This is a genomic window from Pedobacter jejuensis, from assembly GCF_003725795.1.
Lineage (GTDB): Bacteria > Bacteroidota > Bacteroidia > Sphingobacteriales > Sphingobacteriaceae > Pedobacter > Pedobacter jejuensis.
This window is the reverse complement of record NZ_RBEE01000042.1, coordinates 60,537-78,048: the sequence shown is the minus strand read 5'-3', so window position 1 is coordinate 78,048 and position 17,512 is coordinate 60,537. Positions and strand designations below refer to the sequence as shown.

Genomic DNA, 17,512 nt, shown 5'->3' with positions numbered 1-17,512 from the left:
TAATGAAACGGATTTTTAGCATATTATTTTTATTCGTTATAATTTCTGGTTGCGGAAAGGAAGAAAACTATATTCCTGAAGTGGCAGTTAATTATGGCGTAACAGTAACCGAGTTCAGCATAAAAGCAGTAAACAATGTGCTTTTAGTGCCTAACAATGGTGTTGCTGGTTTAATAATTGTTAAAACTCCATTGGGTGGATATGTAGCTTTTGATAGATGCAGTACGGTAAACCCCGAAAAATTGTGCAAAATTGTTCCCGATGATAGCGGACTTACGGCAACTGATCCCTGTTCAGGTGCTAAATTTTCTCTATTTGATGGTAGTCCGCAAAAAGCGCCTGCCGAAAAAAGTCTTAAGAGTTACACCATCTCTTTACAAGGCAACAACCTTATAAAAGTAACTAATTAATGGAAGCCGAAAAAATTAAAGAGACTGTAAAAAAAGCAGCGAAAGAACTTTTTAGAAAGTACGGATATCACAAAACAAGTGTAAACGAAATTGCTAAAAAGGCTCGTATCGCAAAAGCTACAATTTATAAGTACTTCGAAAGTAAAGAACAGGTTTTAGATAGTATTTTAATGGATTATCTAGACCAGAATTTACACGAGATATTGCATAATAAATTAAGCTATGCTTCAGAAGAAGAACATTTGAAAGCTTTGGTTATGAAAACCAGCCGACTTTCTTTTACGGCTTGCAACGAATTTATTGGTTGGGATTTTGTGCGGGAAAATGCAAATTCGCAAGAGTTTCTGAAGCACCTTTCTGATCAGTTAGAGGCTTTATTATTAGCTGCCTATTTACAATTGGACAATTTTAAAAATAATCCCGCGAGGAGAGAAGGACTAGCATTTTTATTGAAGGCGAGTAAAAGTATCGTGTTTTCGTTCGCATTTACATCGGTAAGCGATTCTGATGTTCGTAAAAACTTTGTGAGTTTTCAGAAAGAAATATTGCCATTTTTAGTAAAGGCTGCCTTATAACCTGAGTTTTTTTCTTAAACTTAATAAGCTGTTTATCAACGTTATTGCTAGTAGTACACATCTTGCTGAATTTATTTCAGCATCTTTCCCGCAACAAAGACCCTGAAATGAATTCAGGGTGACGTTAACTAAAAAAAGGCAGCTTACTTATTAATGCGAAGGAACATTAATAATCGAACTCAAGTTTATAGTTCTAAAAGTTTAGCTTCAATTATTTTAATCGTTTTTTTAAGTTATTCCCATTTAAACACCTTTACTGCAACAGCATAAATTCCAATGCCCCAGATAAATAATATCATAATTTGGAATTTTACATCCCACAATCCAACCCCTTCAAAAGCTACTTTACGCATTGCATCGTTTAGGTAAGTTAGGGGTAAAGCCCTGCTGATGGGTTGCAACCATTTGGGAAATGCTTCTATCGAAAAAAATGTGCCTGATAGCAAAAACTGAGGTAGTGTTACAATATTTGATATTGGTGGTACCATACTTTCGTTTTTCGCAATACCTGAAATAATAAAGCCAAAACCCATAAATACGATTACACCTAAAGTAGCTAAAACAAGCATATTGACGACTGTTATCGCTCCATGAACTAGCGTAAAACCAAAAAACAGGTTACCTAAAACTATAATAAACAGTGCACCAATTAATGCGAATCCAATTCGGGCGATTCCTTCTCCAATTACAATGCTCGATCGTTTTACCGGTGTAGCAAAAAAGCGTTTTATAACCAAAGTTTGGCGTAAACTTAAAAACACAAATGCAGTTCCAAACACACCTGTGCTTAATAGAGAAAACCCTAACTGACCAGGTAATATAAAATCTATGGTTTTATATTCGCGACCATGAACTGTACTTTCTTTAATTTCAGCAATTGATGGTTTCAGATTTTTATCATAAAAAAGATTGTTTAAAACAGATTTTAGGATATTTCCTTTATCCATAGAGGCAGATGTGTAAACCACGTTAACAGAATAAGCAACCGAATTAACTTTTCTGTGTACATCGATCATTGCATCTACATTCCCTTTTTCAAGAAGTTTGGCGAAATCCTCTTTCGATTTATCTTTAACCAGTCTTATCATCCCGGTTTTCTCAAGCATACCAACAACCGGATTTTTGAGGTCTGGTCCTGGTGAGATCCCTACATCTATGTGCGTGCCACCGCCACCTAAAAATCCGAAAACTAAAATAAATATAAGTGGAAATGCTAGTGTGAAAACAACAGCAGAAGGACTTCTTATGATAGAACGAAAGCTGGCTTTGGCAAGTGCTAATGTTGCCTTTGTATTGCTGTAAGCTCCACCTCTGTTTGTAGTTTCTGTTTTCATTCCACTATTTAATTCCTCACGATCTGCTTGAGCGTTTATATTATTATCGTTCATCTTATATGAATCTTGTTTAATTTATCGGCTATCTAAAACTTAAATATCTACTCGTTATTGCTACTAAATTTTTAATTCCCTCCTTAGAATTAAGGGATTCTACTCTCGCCACTCTTTGCCTGTAAGGTTTATAAAAACATCTTCCAAATTGGCCTTTTTAACTTCTTTTTTACGCTCGAAACCAGAGCTAACCAATTTATCTATTAGGTTATCAGGAGTATCTAAAGCGATAATTTGTCCGCGTTCTACAAAAGCAACTCTATCGCAAAGCTGCTCAGCTTCATCCATATAATGCGTTGTAATAACTACCGTTGTACCATTACTCCTAATTTCAGTAATTAAATCCCATAAATTGCGTCTTGCTTGTGGGTCTAAACCGGTAGTTGGTTCATCAAGAAATATAATTTTGGGTTGATTAATTAATGTTGTTGCTATTGAGAAACGTTGTTTTTGTCCGCCGGAAAGTGCTTTGTATTTCGCCTTAGCTTTATCTTGAAGATTAACTTTTTCGAGCATTTCCATTGGCTTTATATTAGCGCCATACAATCCTGCAAAAAGTTCAATAAGTTCTATTAGATTTAAATTCGGATAGTAGCCGGCTGCTTGCAACTGAACACCGATGATCTGCTTAATTTCATGAGCATGCTTATCAACCGAAAAACCATCCACAATAATCTCACCTGAGGTTTTTGCTCTAAGGGTTTCAATGATTTCTAAAGTTGTTGTTTTACCTGCACCATTTGGGCCAAGTAAGCCAAAGATCTCATTTTCATAAACATCAAAACTTAAATCTTGTACTGCTACAAAATCATCGTACTTTTTTACCAAATTTTTGACGCTAATAATGGCTTTTTTTGTTTCCATGATACGAATGTAAGAAGCTTTAAATGAAATGAATATAAATTTTTTTAAAAACCGAAAAATAATTAGAAAGAGCAAGTTTTAGATTACGAAATGCTACATAATTAAAAATGCGAATCGTTTAGATTCGCATTTTTAATTTTATTTGGTGTAATGAATAAGTTTAATTTTTAATCTCCGAGCTCAAAACTTGTAAGCCAAAAATCTACCAAACCAATTCGCCTTTCATAACATCAACAAAATCATCGAATAAGTAACGAGAATCATGCGGACCAGGAGAAGATTCTGGGTGATACTGTACCGAAAATGCCTTTTTGCCTTTTACACGAATCCCTTCAATAGATTTATCATTTAAATTTACATGTGTGATTTCTACTTTATCAGAACTTCTAACCTCATCAGGAATTACACCAAAACCGTGATTTTGAGAAGTAACTTCACAATGGTTTTTGATGATGTTTTTAACAGGATGGTTTAATCCTCGGTGACCGTTAAACATTTTCATGGTTCCAATATCATTGGCTTCTGCTAACAGTTGGTGACCTAAACAAATGCCAAACAGCGGTTTATCTTTAGCTAAAATTTCTTTTATGGTTTCAACCGCATAAGGCATTACAGATGGGTCGCCAGGACCGTTTGAGATAAAGTAACCATCCGGGTTAAATTTTTCCATCTCTGCAAATTTTGTTTTTGCCGGGAAAACTTGTACGTAAATATCACGATTTTCGAAACTGCGTAAAATGTTTTTCTTGATGCCTAAATCTAGTGCAGCAACTTTCAAACTAGCATCAGGGTTACCATAAAAATAAGGTTCTGTTGTACTAACTTTAGATGAAAGTTCCAAACCTTCCATTGATGGAACTTCTGCTAGTTTTTGCTTTAACTCTTCTAAATCGGTAATTTCTGATGAAATAATAGCATTCATTGCGCCTTTATCTCTGATATGGCGAACCAAAGCTCGTGTGTCAATATCAGAAATGGCTACCAGATTATCATTTTGAAAGTAATCCTGGATAGATTCTGAAGCTTGTTTACGGCTATAAACAATATTATAGTTTTTGCAAACCAAACCAGCAATTTTTATCGAATCAGATTCTATTTCGTCGTTTTTAATACCATAATTACCGATGTGAGAATTGGTGGTAACCATTATTTGTCCGAAATAACTTGGGTCTGTAAAAATTTCCTGGTAACCTGTCATCCCCGTATTAAAACAAATTTCGCCGGTTGTGGTGCCAATTTTTCCGGCAGCTTTACCGTAAAAAACTGTGCCGTCGGCCAGTAATAAAATCGCAGGTAACTTGGTGTAGTTAGTCATGGTAATTACAATATGGATTTTGATTTAAAAAAGAGTTGAAAAATGGATGGTTTTCGGCAATAATGCCGTTTTTGCTGACTGCAAAAAAAGATGAATAAATCCCTTCCATTTCGGGGTACGAAGATAGGATTTATGATTGGAAATGTAAAGAAAAATTTGAAATTGGTATTGAAGGAATTTAAATGTCTAAGATCATTATCTATAACGATACATTAAAAATGATGCGTTGAAATTTGCACTTTAAATCAATTCGTAATCATTTACTTAATTTTAAATCTTTCTTTTCTCTTAGATTTTTGAGCGATATCCTTTCGGCTTAATTTTTAAATAAAAAACAATACTTTTGGAGCATCAAAACCAAAACCATGTCGGTACACAAAGAAATTAAACGGATAACCACTCACATTCTGCAAGAAATGAAGCAGCGTGGAGAAAAAATATCTATGTTAACAGCTTACGATTATTCGATGGCAACCATTTTGGATGATGCCGGGTTAGACGTTTTACTGGTTGGTGATTCTGCTTCGAATGTTATGGCGGGACATGAAACAACTTTGCCCATCACGCTAGATCAAATGATTTACCATGCCTCATCAGTAATAAGAGCTGTAAAAAGGGCTTTTGTAGTGGTCGATTTACCGTTTGGTTCTTATCAGGGAAATTCAAAAGAAGCACTAAATTCTGCCATTCGAATCATGAAAGAATCTGGTGCTCATGGCGTAAAGTTAGAAGGTGGAGAGGAAATTATCGAATCAGTGCATCGCATTATCACTGCAGGCATTCCGGTGATGGGACATTTAGGTTTAACACCTCAATCTATTTATAAATTTGGTACTTATACTGTTCGTGCAAAAGAAGAAGAAGAAGCAAATAAATTAAAATCTGATGCATTAGCATTGCAAAATGCTGGTTGCTTTGGAATCGTTTTAGAAAAAATACCTGCTGCTTTGGGTAAAGAAGTCTCAGAAAGTATTCAAATACCAACAATTGGTATTGGCGCCGGACCAGATTGCGATGGGCAGGTTTTGGTTGTTAACGATATGATTGGTTTAACAAAGGGTTTTAAACCCCGCTTTTTACGTCAATATATTAATTTGTACGACGAAATTCTTGGAGCTGCACAATCTTACATCAGGGATGTTAAGGCAAATGATTTTCCAAATGATAAGGAACAGTATTAGTGTTGTGAGTAATTAGGTTGTCGGTTTCGGGTTGCCAGTTACGAGTTAAAGCGCCAGAAATCACAAATAAAAATTAAATATCAACTTCTGCATATAGTATATTATTAACAACCTTTTATAATGATATCTCGTAATCTGTAACCTACAACTTGTAATTTATAACTCATAAACCATAACCCAAAATTCCCTTGCCAATTACTGATAAAGACATATTATTTGAAGATAACCATCTGATAGCCATAAACAAAAGGGCAGGTGATATTGTGCAGGTAGATGAAACTGGTGATGAGCCACTGGATGAACAGGTAAAAAAGTATATTGCAAAAAAATATGATAAGCCAAATGGTGCTTTTTTGGGTGTAGTGCATCGGTTAGATAGACCAGTTAGCGGAGTTATACTTTTCGCTAAAACCAGCAAAGCATTAGAACGCATGAATGCGGTTTTTAAAAATCGTGAGGTTAAGAAAACATATTGGGCGGTTGTAAAAAATAGGCCTGCAGTAGAAGCCGATACATTGGTGCATTGGTTGGTAAAAAATCCTCAAAAAAACGTTGTAACTTATTATAAAACAGAAGTTGCCGGTAGTCAAAGGGCAGAGTTAAGTTACCGTTTAGTTGCACAAGTTGGCGAATATTACTTAATAGAAGTAAATCCACTTACAGGGCGTTCGCATCAAATCCGAGTGCAATTATCTTCTATGGGCTGCCCGATTGTAGGTGATAACAAATACGGTTACCCAAGAGGAAGTAGAAAGGGAAGCATTTGCTTGCACGCCCGAAGATTACAGTTTTTACATCCAGTTAAAAAAGAACCTGTAAATATCTTTGCCAAACTACCTGTAGATGGTTTTTGGGAACGATTTGAAAACTTATAAAAAGTTAATTTTTGGGGATTTACAATAACCCCAATTTGGGAAAATCTTTGCTCATTTATAACCTTCCTATGCTGAATAATTGCTATTTGCGCTAATTTTTCTTTTGGTACAGTTTTAAATATATGTTATAAACTTATCAAATGTGTTATGAAAAGTATAATGATATCTATTGCTGCGATAGGATTCTGTGCTACAACATTATTTAATTGCAATAGGGAAACAAATTCGAAGGCAAAGGTTTCAAAATCACAATTCTCAGAAAATGATACTTCTGCCAAATTGCTTAACCCAATAATCAAAATTATACCACTTACAGATGCGCCAAGTTTTTCGAGCGATGAAGTAAATCAAGGTTTATCAGAATACATTGATTTAAAAAACAAATATCTTGAAGTATTAAAAACTAAGGATACCGCTGCATTAAAATCTTTAAGCGCAAAATATTTGCACTGGGTAAAAGGTGCAACCATTTGGTCGGAAAAGTTAAAGCCAGACGAAATCAAAAAATATTCTGATTATGTGTTCAGGCTGAACAAAGAATGGACTCATATTGCTCAAGAAGCAATTAAATGAATTGAGCCACTACCTATTTTAAAATAGAATTACGACGTGACAAATATTTCTTTCGCTACTCTTAAGTTATAATTCCACTGAGGTTTTGTTGCCACAGAATCGCAGAAACTCAGAACCGAATTCATTTATATTTTAAGAATTTTTGTTGCATAAAGCCTATCGAGCCTTGTTTTACTTACATTTTATCTTTGTAAAAACAACGCCATTTCCAAATGTCAATTTTCTTTTGTTTTTGAATTTAACATTTCCGTTATCCTGATAAACTTCCCCATTACCTTCCAAAAGCTTATCTCCTTGTCTTACCCAAACAATTTCACGGTGAGAATAAACACCTTCAGATTGAAATTTATAATCAACAGTAATTGTATCTCCTTTTAAAAACCCATAAATAACACCACTATTTTTATCTTTTTCATAGAAATTGTATCTCAATTCTCCTAAAATTTTGTCGGCAGAACCATACATCAAAAGTGTTGCGGTATCTCTGTTGTTAGTATAAATAAAGCATTCATCAGGGCTTTTATAAGGTGCTTGCTGATTGCTCATGATAGAGGAATCAACTGTTGTATTTTTCTTGCTATCACTTTGGCAAGACGCAATTAAAACACTGATAACTATTGCAAAAATTGATAATAATTTATTCATTATAATAGGGATTAATTCTGATTATTGTAATGTAGTTGGAATAAAATTAGTGATTCTTCAACTGTTTTGAACAATTTAAAGTATTATTTATGATTATAAAAATAAGGTAATGTATTTATAAAAATATTAGGGTAACACTGGTTCCTTTCTGCTCAATAGAATGTATTTCTATCTCAATTTTATGGAATTTTGCGATGCTTTGTACAATTGCTAAACCCAATCCAAAACCGTTTTCTTCGGTATTACCTCTTTTAAATCTATCGAAAGCTTCTTCTACAAGTTCTTTACTCATTCCCTTTCCCGTATCTGTTATTGTAAGATAGTATTGCTGATGTTTTATTTCACCACCAACACTTATCGTACCGCCAACTGAATTGTATTTAATAGCATTATTTAAGATGTTAACCAACAGTGTGTGTATGAGTGCTTTATTGCCTGTTAAATAAAAATCGTTTTTTAAGTTGATTTGATAATGTAAGTTTTTATCTAGAATTCTATCTTCCAGGTCTTCATAAATATCATCAAGTTCCTGTTTGATATTTATTTGCTCTGTTTTTAAATATTGGTTGTTCTCAACTTTTGAAATTAGCAGCAAACTATTAATAATGACTTTTAAACGATTAAGCGTTTTTAAAGAAGCGAAGATTTTGTTTTCATGCCCTACCGGAATACCTGGCGTATTCATCATATTTTCAAGGCGTGTACTCAATATTGAAATAGGAGTAAGCAACTCATGAGAAACATTTGCGATAAATTGCTTTTCCAGAGCAAAGAGATTATTGATTTTTCGCATCAAAGAATTAATGCTATTATCTAAAATTTTAAAATCATCTGTTGTTGTATGTATGTTTTGATAGTTAAAATGAGTTGGGTCGTCAACTTTATTGATTTTTTTATCAATGATTAAATAAAAGGGTTTGAGTAGAAAGTTTGTAAAGGCAAAATCGGTAAGAAGTGTAATTACCAACGAACCTACTAATACTACCAGCATATAAAACCTGATTGAGTTTTTTATAGACTGTAAAGCCGTCATGCTTTCGCCCAATTCTAATTTATACCAATTTGTATGATATAAGAACTTGTAATTTAAAATTCGATAAAACTCGACATCTCCTTCAATTTCACGTTTTTCGGTTATGATTTTCGCTGTTGAATCTACTTCATTATCAGGAATATCTGTTAAAATAATAAACTCTTCTTTGAGTATATTGTAATCTGTAAAGCTTTGTTCATTACTTAGTAAGCTGTCAATTTCAGCATCATTAAGGTTTTTAATGATTTTTCCTTTTTTCTTTATTAAACGATTATCTAATTGATTATAAGCTATTTTATCAAGCGAAAACAATATAATAGCACCCAAAACTAAAATGATAGCAATTTTAGTCACGGCATTATATAATGAAAACTTGACTTGTAATTTCATTCAATTGTTTATCAGTTCATTGGTCAATTGTTCATTGGTTCTGGCAATGAATATAAGATGGATGTTTCCCTGCAAATAAATTTCCAACGGATAATTTTTTAACAATTAATTCTATAACCAATGCTTCTTACGGTTTCAAACCAATCAGTTGGGCTTACTGCTGCCAATTTTTTTCGGAGGTTTTTAACATGAACATCAACAAAATTAGAATCTGAGTTAACTTCTAAAATATCGCCCCAAACGTGTTCAGTTAAACTCATTCTGGATACAACCCGATTTTTATTCAATACCAGATAATTAAAAATCTCAAATTCTTTTTTAGTCAGATTTAACCTTTCATCATTAAAAGAGACTGTTCTGTTTTGAATATTCAAAAGAAAACCGTGAATATTGACTTCGTTTTTCTCTAACTTATGTTTCCTGCGGATGATGGCATGCATGCGAGCCAAAAGTTCGTTCAAAGAAAACGGCTTTGGAAGGTAATCATCTGCGCCTTCATCTAAACCCTTAATGCGGTCGTCAACCGCACTTCTTGCAGTTAAAATGATGACGGCATCATCCCGATCTTTCATGGCTTTGAGTTGTTTCAAAACTTCAAAACCATCACCATCCGGCAAGCCTAAGTCCAGTAATATAAAATCATAATTGTTAACGAAAATTTTTTCTTCAGCCGATGATTTTTTCCAGGCATGTTCTATTATAAAACCTTCATTGCTCAGGAATTCGTCCATTTCTAAAGCAAGACTTTTTTCATCTTCAACAATTAGTACGTTCATTTTAGTATCAAGTATTATAGTATCAAGATGAATCAATGTTTCTCTTTATTCTTCGTTCTCTTATCCCGTAACTAAGTTAATATTTTTAAGGATGATTTGGCAAGCATCTTCAATTTCTGCTTTAGATATAATTAGCGGTGGAGCAATACGCATAGAATTGCTGCAATGTAAAAACCAATCACTTAGCACACCATCTAAAATACAGGCATCGATAATTTTTTTATTGGTTTCGAAATCTTCAAACTCTACGGCAAGCATTAAACCTTTTCCACGGATTTCTTTAATTGCAGGATGTTTTAGAAGTTGTTTAAAAAGCTGCCCCTTTTCTTCTACTTCATCAATAATTGAGTTTTCCGTAAGTATTTTAAGGGTAGCTAAACCCGCAGCACAGCAAACTGGGTGACCGCCAAAGGTTGTCATGTGCCCTAAAATAGGCGAATGCGAAAGCACAGACATAATTTCAAGCGAACTGATAAATGCACCAATTGGCATTCCACCGCCAATTCCTTTTGCCAATAATAAAACATCAGGAACAATATTGTAGTGCTCAAAAGCAAACATTTTACCGCTACGGCCAAAGCCCGATTGTATTTCATCAAAAATAAGAAGCGTTCCGGTTTCATTACACTTTGCCCTTAATGCTTGCATGTAAGATAAATCGGCAACACGTATGCCCGCTTCACCTTGTATGGGTTCGATAAAAACTGCTGCAATTTCCGATGTAATCTTATCTAAATCAGCAACATTATTGTGTGTAATAAACTGAACGTGAGGAAGAAATGGTCCATAACCTGAGGAATAGAAATCACTTTCCATCAAACTTTCCGCTCCGTGTGTACTGCCATGATAGGCATTTTTACAAGCAATAAATCCCTTTCTACCCGTATAACGCTTGGCCAATTTCATAGCGCCTTCAACAGCTTCTGTTCCCGAATTTAAAAAGTAGGTACAACCTAGACTATCGGGCAGTATTTCCGCTAAGGCTTTTGCAAAATTTACCTGAGGTGTTTGTATGTATTCGCCGTAAACCATTAAATGCATGTACGTTTCAGCTTGTTCTTGTATGGCTTTTACAACATCTGGATGGCAATGGCCAACATTACTTACCCCAATACCTGCAATAAGATCTAAATGTTTTTTATTTGATGAATCGTAAATATAAACACCTTTTGCCCTTACAAATTCGAGCATTAAAGGTTCTGGGGAAGTTTGTGCATTGTGTTGTAGAAACAACTGGCGTTGTGTTAACATGCAACAAAAATACGGAAATGAAGTTGAATTGCTGTTTTGAGAGATTATTTTTTTAGAGACTTAATTGTTAGGTACATTATATTAATTGTATCCATGTCGATAAAATAATTGCTTTAAATGAAAAAGTCTTGCGTTTTAGCTGCAAGACTTTTTTGTACTATCTATCTTTAAATCGGTTAAGCAGCTCTCGCTTAAAAGCCTCTTGAGCTCGGTAAAATTTACCAATTATTTTTATAGGCAACACTGCCTTAAATTTATTGTAGTATTTCTTTTCAATATTTAAATCACGCTGCCTGAAATCAAATTCGCTGGTAATTAAACTTTGAATTTGCGCATCAGAAAGGTTATCTATTTCTGTTGTCTTCCTAAAAGAGATCATTTTTTGAAAACGTTCTTTACGTATTGCATTTTGTTCTTCTTGCATATTGTTGTAAATAGGCCAGAAAACCTTCGCTTCATCTGGAGATAATTCTAATTTTTTAGTAAAGAAAGCAATTTTAAGAGATTCAATTTCCTCTCCTTTAGGTCGTTGTGCCCAAAGCATCGTTGGTAAAAGAAACAATAAAACGGCGAAAAATAAATTCTTCATGTTGTATTAATTTTATAATTCCTGAGCTAAATCACTCGATGAATAATTATTCAGGATGTAGTTTTCCACTTCTGTATCTGAAGCAGAAGTTGTATTTGTATTAGATATATTTTGAGCTTCAAGATGATCGATTATTGTAGTTTCATCAATATCATAAAGCACTTGGTCATTAGCTAAATCAGCACTTTGCATTTGTGGTACACTTACAACATCGGCAGTTTCATTGTTTTGGTAAAAATAAACCCCGAATGACGAAATGAGTAAAAAACATGCAGCACTGGCGTATTTAACAAAACCTCTTCTCCACAAAGGAATAATTTTGGCCTCTTTTTTAACAGGTTGTTCAGCTTCAATTTTGTTAATAATTCTGCTTTGTAAGGTTTCAAAGTAATTTTCAGGAACAGCAAAACTATTATTTAACTGAGCCGATTGCTCAATTGCAATTCTGGTTTCAATCATTTCTGTAAGCTCTTCAAAATAATTTTGAGGAACTTCAAAAACATGTTGGTTTGTATTTTGCTTTAAGCTATTCAAGAACACTTCGCTTAATACATCTTGCTTACAATTATCGAAATATCCGGCAGGAACGGAAAAAGGATTGCGTTTTCCCATTGCAGCAAGGGTTGGCGCTTCATTCATCCAATCGTTATTTTCTAAATTTTCATTCATCACAGATATATGATACAATTAATGCGAAAAGGTTTAATAGTCTATCTCATCATTTGTAATAAAAGCTTCAATTTTTTTTGCGGCGATGTGAAATGAGGCTTTTAATGCACCAACAGATGTACCCAAAACTTGAGATATTTCCTCATATTTCATATCATCAAAATATTTCATATTGAAAATAATGCGCTGCTTTTCTGGCAATGTCAAGATTGCTTTTTGAAGTTTGAGCTCCAATTTATCTCCGTTAAAATAAGATGAAGCAACAAGATTTTCAGCAAGTTCTGCAGAAACTTCATCCATTGGCGTGTTGTTTCTCTGTTTTTGCTTGTTTAAAAAAGTAATAGATTCGTTAGTTGCTATACGGTAAATCCAGGTGTAGAGCTGAGAATCACTGCGGAATTTATCGAGATTTTTCCAAACCTTAACAAAAACTTCCTGAATTAAGTCGTCGCAATCATCGTGGTTAAGCACAAGGCGACGAATATGCCAATAAATTTTTTGCTGATATTTTTTAAGGAGCAAGTTGAAAGCTTCATTTCGAGTTTGCTCAACAGCAAACATGGCGAGAATTTCAGAATCTTCGACTTGTTTCATTGTATATTAGATGTGAGATACGAGATAAAGATGTGAGATTTGAAGAAATGTATTTTATCAAATCTCACATCTAATTACTCACATCTATTTTTTTCTACCGATAACTTTTTGAACTGCTTCAACAATATTAACAGCATCTAAACCGTATTTAGACATTAATTGATCTGGCGTACCACTCTCGCCAAATGTATCATTGGTAGCAACAAATTCTTGCGGAGTTGGCAATTCTGTAGTTAATAAGCGTGCTACACTTTCTCCTAAGCCACCAAATTTATTGTGTTCTTCGCAAGTAACTACACAACCTGTTTTTTTAACCGACTTTAAAATAGCTTCATCATCCAAAGGTTTTATGGTATGGATATTAATGATTTCAGCATCAATACCAAGTTCAGCTAATTTTTCACCAGCTTCAATGGCTTTCCAAACCATGTGACCGGTTGCGATGATCGTTACGTCAGTACCTTCATTAACCATCCAAGCTTTACCAATTTCAAATTTTTGATCAGGATCTGTAAATACAGGAATAACCGGACGGCCAAAACGTAAATAAACCGGACCTTCGTATTCTGCAATGGCTAATGTTGCAGCTTTGGTTTGATTATAGTCACATGGATTGATAACAACCATACCAGGCAACATTTTCATTAAACCAATATCTTCTAAAATTTGATGCGTTGCACCATCTTCTCCTAAAGTTAAGCCAGCATGTGATGCACAAATTTTAACGTTTTTGTTTGAGTAGGCCACAGATTGGCGAATTTGATCGTAAACACGACCAGTAGAAAAATTAGCAAAAGTTCCTGTAAAAGGGATTTTTCCACCAATAGTCATTCCAGCTGCAATACCAATCATATTGGCTTCTGCTATACCAACCTGTGTAAATCGTTCTGGAAAATCTTTAATAAAAGCATCCATCTTTAATGAACCAACTAAATCGGCACACAAAGCAACAACGTTTTCGTTTTTCTTACCAGCTTCATGTAAACCAGCACCAAATCCCGAACGTGTATCTTTCTTTTCTGTATATGTGTATTTTTTCATTGTATTTTAGATATGAGATATGAGATTTTATGTATGAGATATTAGTCTCCAATTTAAAGTCTCCAATCTGATTTAGTAATCCCCTAATGTTTCTGGTAATTGTGCTAAAGCGGTGGCCAATTGCTCGTCATTAGGAGCGGTACCATGCCATTTATGAGAACCCATCATATAATCTACACCAGCACCCATTTGAGTACTCATTAAATTCAAAATCGGTTTCCCTTTTCCGGTTAAAGTTTTCGCATAGTGTAAACCTTCAACAATAGCTTGCATATCATTACCATCGGTATTAATTACATGCCATCCAAAAGCTTCAAATTTAGCCTGTAAGCTATCTAAATTAAGTACTTTTTTAGTCGGACCATCAATTTGCTGGCCGTTATAATCTACGGTACAAATTAAAGTATCTAATTCATGAAAAGGTGCAAACATTGCTGCTTCCCAGTTTTGTCCTTCTTGCAATTCGCCATCGCCGTGCAAAGTAAAAACGTATGATTTATCACCATTTAATCTTTTGGTAAGCGCTGCGCCAATAGCTACAGACATACCTTGACCCAATGAACCAGAAGCTATACGAATACCAGGTAAACCTTCGTGGGTAGTCGGGTGACCTTGTAACCTCGAATCTAATTTACGGAAAGTAGCCAATTCCTTTTTATCGAAAAAGCCTGCGTGAGCAAGAGTGCTGTACCAAACCGGAGAAATATGACCGTTAGACAGGAAGAACAAATCTTCACCAACGCCATCCATATTAAAATCTTTATTGTAGTTAAGAACTTCGAAATATAGTGCTGTAAAAAAATCTGCACAGCCTAATGAGCCTCCTGGATGACCTGATTGGCATCCGTGAACCATTCTTACGATATCGCGTCTTACCTGCGAAGCAATATCTTCTAATTCTTTTATTGTATGTTTCATTAAAATAAGAGTTGTTGTTGTATAGCAAAGTTAATATTTTAGCTGCTATATCATAATTAGTTATTGATTAAATCGAGTACTTGCTGAGTTGAGTTTTTAGTATCAACCTTTTTAATAATGTGGGCAATTTTGCCTTCGCCATCTATAATAAATGTAGCACGTACAGTCCCCATATATTTTTTACCGTACATGTTTTTTTCTGCCCAAACGCCGTAATCATTTACAATTTTCTGGTCGGTATCTGCTAGTAATGTGAATGGTAAATTGTGTTTGGTTATAAACTTTTGATGCGATTTTTCATCATCAACACTAACACCTAAAACTACAATGCCTTTATCTTGCAAGCCTTGATAGTTATCTCTGAAATCACAAGCCTCTGCAGTACAACCTGGCGTATCATCTTTAGGATAAAAATAAAGCACTATAGTTTTTCCTTTATAATCAGATAATGAAACGGTTTCCCCGTTTTGATTTTTTGAGGTGATTGATGGGGCAACATCACCTTCTTTTAACTCTGCCATATTATTTACGATATTTTTTGAATTGAGTAATAGGATAGATTTTGAAAGGTAAACAGATTAATTAGATATTCTGTTCAAGAATAGTTAAAATATGACAGTTTAAGGTTTTTAAGAAGTGATGATTTACCACTGAGTATATCAAAAACATTAAGCTGAAATGTTTATGCTACCGATAAAAACTGATAGTGTATTTACGCGTATTTTCTTTCATATCAATTACCACAAGTTCTAAAGTATGCTTTCCTGTTGAAGTTTTTTCATCAAAGCTGTGCCAAAGTGTTGCGGTTTTGGTATCAAATTCCATTAAAGTCCACTCACCATCAATTAATCCATTAAAGCTTTTGATGCCAGATAGATTATCACTTATTTTGAATAGTATTTTCGACACTCCAGCCATGTTTTTGCCGTCAGTAATATTTACAGGCAGAATCCTTGGAGCAATGGTATCAACTGTAATATAATAACTACCAAAATTTCGAGGTGTGGCTTTTACGTATCCGCTATCATAACTTCCGCCTTGCGATGAACCGCTTAAACTTGCAATTAATGCTTTGCTTCTTAAATATTCGGGTACGTTATCGGCTTTTATCCATAAATCAAAACCAATGTGTAAAGGTGTATAACGGTTGTGAATTTGATGCAATGAAGAATATGCATTGCCTTGTGGTTTTGGTAATTTTTTGTAAGTAAAATTTAAATCGTTGTATAAAGTTCCTTTTTGAAAAACAACTTTGACATCATCAGCATTAAACTCATTAACCTTGTTGTAAGGATAAATTATTCCGGCAGGAATAACTGCGGTTGTTATTGGTGCCGAACCTGCCTGAACAGCAAACGAAAGGTTTGATGAATTTCCTTTCGAATCGGTAATGATGTAGCGCAGTTGATGCAATGTTCCATCGTTAAAATTTATCTTCCCATTATTTACTAAATTACTGTAAATGCTTAAGGGGTTGCCAGGTTCGATAAAACTTTTTTGAATGCTTCTTTTCGTATTTAAATAGGTTGGGTAATCGATGTGCGAATTTATAGCCTTGCTATCTTCGAACGCAAACCGTTCTAAGGCACATGTGTAAATCATTTTGCCATCAAGCTCCAACTGGATAGAATACACTCCATTTGTGCCTGATAAGCCATTATGTCTATCCGTTGTTACCACTCCAAATCCTACTTCGCCAACTAAACTAATTGGTGCCGATGCTTTATATGTTCCATTTGAACCTGCAATCGGAATTGCTTGTTTTGGTGTAGATTCGTTGAAAACTTTACCGTTTAAGCGGTAGGCATACAGACTGTAGATTACCGGTGGGATGTTATCAGGAATATCGATTCCGAAAAATTGTGGGTTTATAGTTTCTTCGGTTTTTGTATCTCTTATTTCAAAGTGAAGATGCGGCCCTCCAGAACTACCGCGGTTACCCGACCATGCAATTACTTCTCCCTTACGAACGGGAATTAAAGTTTCATTGGGGAATTCGTCAATTTCAAACGACTTTTTATCATATTCTAGTTTTTTTACAACTGATGCAATTTTTGGTGCAAACCTTTGTAAGTGACCATAAACCGTGGTAAATCCGTTTGGATGATTGATGTAAAGCGCTTGTCCGAAGCCGCTATTCTGCACTCTTAACCTTGAAATATAACCATCAGCAACAGCATAAACGGGATAACCCTCACGTTGGTTGGTTCTAAAATCAATACCCGAATGAAAGTGATTTCCTCTTATCTCGCCAAAAGACCCAGCCAAAGCTGGTGGAACGATATCCAAAGGCTGCCTAAAGTAAGTTAGTGGATATTTATTAGTTGAAAAAATTTGTTGAGCGTGTGCGGAAGTAGCACACAATAGGAAACAAAATATGGAAACGTAATATCTAAAATTCGAATATTTATTTTTTTGCATTCGC

Annotated in this window: 19 protein-coding genes; 5 read left to right on the top strand and 14 right to left on the bottom strand. The window is 34.6% G+C overall.

The features are described from left to right. Positions 1-2: 2 nt before the first annotated feature. A complete protein-coding gene (locus D7004_RS14985) occupies positions 3-410 on the top strand; it encodes a Rieske (2Fe-2S) protein (protein WP_123206651.1) in 408 nt (135 codons plus the stop codon). Continuing rightward, a complete protein-coding gene (locus D7004_RS14980) occupies positions 410-985 on the top strand; it encodes a TetR/AcrR family transcriptional regulator (protein ID WP_029274048.1) in 576 nt (191 codons plus the stop codon). Before D7004_RS14985 ends, D7004_RS14980 begins: the two co-directional genes overlap by 1 nt. A gap of 233 nt (positions 986-1,218) precedes the next feature. Here the strand turns inward: D7004_RS14980 and D7004_RS14975 are convergent, their stop codons facing one another. The 3 genes from D7004_RS14975 to carA all read right to left on the bottom strand — a co-directional run bounded on the left by D7004_RS14975 (position 1,219) and on the right by carA (position 4,552). Then, positions 1,219-2,373 (bottom strand): ABC transporter permease, encoded by a 1,155-nt coding sequence (locus D7004_RS14975; protein WP_244214351.1) that lies wholly within the window; start codon positions 2,371-2,373, stop codon positions 1,219-1,221. Positions 2,374-2,472: 99 nt separating this feature from the next. Beyond that, on the bottom strand, positions 2,473-3,237 hold the full coding sequence (locus D7004_RS14970; RefSeq protein WP_123206650.1) for an ABC transporter ATP-binding protein: 765 nt from the start codon (positions 3,235-3,237) through the stop codon (positions 2,473-2,475). A 202-nt stretch (positions 3,238-3,439) separates the two neighbouring features. Beyond that, positions 3,440-4,552 carry a glutamine-hydrolyzing carbamoyl-phosphate synthase small subunit gene (gene carA / locus D7004_RS14965; protein ID WP_123206649.1) on the bottom strand — a complete coding sequence of 371 codons (1,113 nt, stop codon included), beginning with the start codon at positions 4,550-4,552 and terminating at the stop codon, positions 3,440-3,442. Positions 4,553-4,917: 365 nt separating this feature from the next. Here carA and panB point away from each other — a divergent pair, with 365 nt between their 5' ends. The 3 genes from panB to D7004_RS14950 all read left to right on the top strand — a co-directional run bounded on the left by panB (position 4,918) and on the right by D7004_RS14950 (position 7,181). Further along, positions 4,918-5,733: a 3-methyl-2-oxobutanoate hydroxymethyltransferase gene (gene panB, locus D7004_RS14960; protein ID WP_123206648.1), complete on the top strand. Its 816-nt coding sequence runs from the start codon at positions 4,918-4,920 to the stop codon at positions 5,731-5,733. A 188-nt stretch (positions 5,734-5,921) separates the two neighbouring features. Further along, entirely contained in the window at positions 5,922-6,608 is a 687-nt protein-coding gene (locus D7004_RS14955; RefSeq protein WP_123206647.1) for an RluA family pseudouridine synthase, read from the top strand. Between the two features lie 147 nt (positions 6,609-6,755). Beyond that, positions 6,756-7,181 carry a hypothetical protein gene (locus D7004_RS14950; protein WP_123206646.1) on the top strand — a complete coding sequence of 142 codons (426 nt, stop codon included), beginning with the start codon at positions 6,756-6,758 and terminating at the stop codon, positions 7,179-7,181. 171 nt (positions 7,182-7,352) lie between these two features. Here the strand turns inward: D7004_RS14950 and D7004_RS14945 are convergent, their stop codons facing one another. From D7004_RS14945 to D7004_RS14895, 11 genes are all read right to left on the bottom strand, one after another. Further along, the gene (locus D7004_RS14945) at positions 7,353-7,826 is read right to left on the bottom strand and encodes a hypothetical protein (RefSeq protein ID WP_148042816.1); all 474 of its coding nucleotides are present in this window, start codon (positions 7,824-7,826) and stop codon (positions 7,353-7,355) included. A 115-nt stretch (positions 7,827-7,941) separates the two neighbouring features. Further along, the gene (locus D7004_RS14940; protein ID WP_123206644.1) at positions 7,942-9,249 is read right to left on the bottom strand and encodes a sensor histidine kinase; all 1,308 of its coding nucleotides are present in this window, start codon (positions 9,247-9,249) and stop codon (positions 7,942-7,944) included. A 98-nt stretch (positions 9,250-9,347) separates the two neighbouring features. After that, complete coding sequence (locus D7004_RS14935) at positions 9,348-10,025, bottom strand: response regulator transcription factor (protein WP_123206643.1); 678 nt, start codon at positions 10,023-10,025, stop codon at positions 9,348-9,350. Between the two features lie 60 nt (positions 10,026-10,085). Continuing rightward, complete coding sequence (locus D7004_RS14930; RefSeq protein ID WP_167459511.1) at positions 10,086-11,276, bottom strand: aspartate aminotransferase family protein; 1,191 nt, start codon at positions 11,274-11,276, stop codon at positions 10,086-10,088. A gap of 157 nt (positions 11,277-11,433) precedes the next feature. Then, positions 11,434-11,865, bottom strand: coding sequence for a hypothetical protein (locus tag D7004_RS14925; protein WP_123206642.1), 432 nt, complete (start codon positions 11,863-11,865; stop codon positions 11,434-11,436). A gap of 12 nt (positions 11,866-11,877) precedes the next feature. Then, complete coding sequence (locus D7004_RS14920) at positions 11,878-12,534, bottom strand: hypothetical protein (protein ID WP_123206641.1); 657 nt, start codon at positions 12,532-12,534, stop codon at positions 11,878-11,880. 33 nt (positions 12,535-12,567) lie between these two features. Then, the gene (locus D7004_RS14915; RefSeq protein ID WP_123206640.1) at positions 12,568-13,128 is read right to left on the bottom strand and encodes an RNA polymerase sigma factor; all 561 of its coding nucleotides are present in this window, start codon (positions 13,126-13,128) and stop codon (positions 12,568-12,570) included. 84 nt (positions 13,129-13,212) lie between these two features. Next, positions 13,213-14,169 carry a transketolase family protein gene (locus D7004_RS14910; protein ID WP_109931287.1) on the bottom strand — a complete coding sequence of 319 codons (957 nt, stop codon included), beginning with the start codon at positions 14,167-14,169 and terminating at the stop codon, positions 13,213-13,215. Positions 14,170-14,241: 72 nt separating this feature from the next. Then, the gene (locus D7004_RS14905) at positions 14,242-15,087 is read right to left on the bottom strand and encodes a transketolase (protein ID WP_123206639.1); all 846 of its coding nucleotides are present in this window, start codon (positions 15,085-15,087) and stop codon (positions 14,242-14,244) included. A 56-nt stretch (positions 15,088-15,143) separates the two neighbouring features. Then, a complete protein-coding gene (gene bcp, locus D7004_RS14900; protein ID WP_123206638.1) occupies positions 15,144-15,608 on the bottom strand; it encodes a thioredoxin-dependent thiol peroxidase in 465 nt (154 codons plus the stop codon). A gap of 166 nt (positions 15,609-15,774) precedes the next feature. Next, positions 15,775-17,508, bottom strand: a complete 1,734-nt coding sequence (locus D7004_RS14895; protein WP_123206637.1) for a M23 family metallopeptidase — start codon at positions 17,506-17,508, stop codon at positions 15,775-15,777. Positions 17,509-17,512: the final 4 nt, after the last annotated feature.

Excerpts from the sequence above, each read along its gene's own strand:
- D7004_RS14985 (WP_123206651.1), top strand. The coding sequence starts at position 3 with ATGAAACGGATTTTTAGCATATTATTTTTATTCGTTATAATTTCTGGT.
- D7004_RS14980 (WP_029274048.1), top strand. The coding sequence starts at position 410 with ATGGAAGCCGAAAAAATTAAAGAGACTGTAAAAAAAGCAGCGAAAGAA.
- D7004_RS14975 (WP_244214351.1), bottom strand. The coding sequence starts at position 2,373 with ATGAACGATAATAATATAAACGCTCAAGCAGATCGTGAGGAATTAAAT.
- D7004_RS14970 (WP_123206650.1), bottom strand. The coding sequence starts at position 3,237 with ATGGAAACAAAAAAAGCCATTATTAGCGTCAAAAATTTGGTAAAAAAG.
- carA (WP_123206649.1), bottom strand. The coding sequence starts at position 4,552 with ATGACTAACTACACCAAGTTACCTGCGATTTTATTACTGGCCGACGGC.
- panB (WP_123206648.1), top strand. The coding sequence starts at position 4,918 with ATGTCGGTACACAAAGAAATTAAACGGATAACCACTCACATTCTGCAA.
- D7004_RS14950 (WP_123206646.1), top strand. The coding sequence starts at position 6,756 with ATGAAAAGTATAATGATATCTATTGCTGCGATAGGATTCTGTGCTACA.
- D7004_RS14945 (WP_148042816.1), bottom strand. The coding sequence starts at position 7,826 with ATGAATAAATTATTATCAATTTTTGCAATAGTTATCAGTGTTTTAATT.
- D7004_RS14940 (WP_123206644.1), bottom strand. The coding sequence starts at position 9,249 with ATGAAATTACAAGTCAAGTTTTCATTATATAATGCCGTGACTAAAATT.
- D7004_RS14935 (WP_123206643.1), bottom strand. The coding sequence starts at position 10,025 with ATGAACGTACTAATTGTTGAAGATGAAAAAAGTCTTGCTTTAGAAATG.
- D7004_RS14930 (WP_167459511.1), bottom strand. The coding sequence starts at position 11,276 with ATGTTAACACAACGCCAGTTGTTTCTACAACACAATGCACAAACTTCC.
- D7004_RS14925 (WP_123206642.1), bottom strand. The coding sequence starts at position 11,865 with ATGAAGAATTTATTTTTCGCCGTTTTATTGTTTCTTTTACCAACGATG.
- D7004_RS14920 (WP_123206641.1), bottom strand. The coding sequence starts at position 12,534 with ATGAATGAAAATTTAGAAAATAACGATTGGATGAATGAAGCGCCAACC.
- D7004_RS14915 (WP_123206640.1), bottom strand. The coding sequence starts at position 13,128 with ATGAAACAAGTCGAAGATTCTGAAATTCTCGCCATGTTTGCTGTTGAG.
- D7004_RS14910 (WP_109931287.1), bottom strand. The coding sequence starts at position 14,169 with ATGAAAAAATACACATATACAGAAAAGAAAGATACACGTTCGGGATTT.
- D7004_RS14905 (WP_123206639.1), bottom strand. The coding sequence starts at position 15,087 with ATGAAACATACAATAAAAGAATTAGAAGATATTGCTTCGCAGGTAAGA.
- bcp (WP_123206638.1), bottom strand. The coding sequence starts at position 15,608 with ATGGCAGAGTTAAAAGAAGGTGATGTTGCCCCATCAATCACCTCAAAA.
- D7004_RS14895 (WP_123206637.1), bottom strand. The coding sequence starts at position 17,508 with ATGCAAAAAAATAAATATTCGAATTTTAGATATTACGTTTCCATATTT.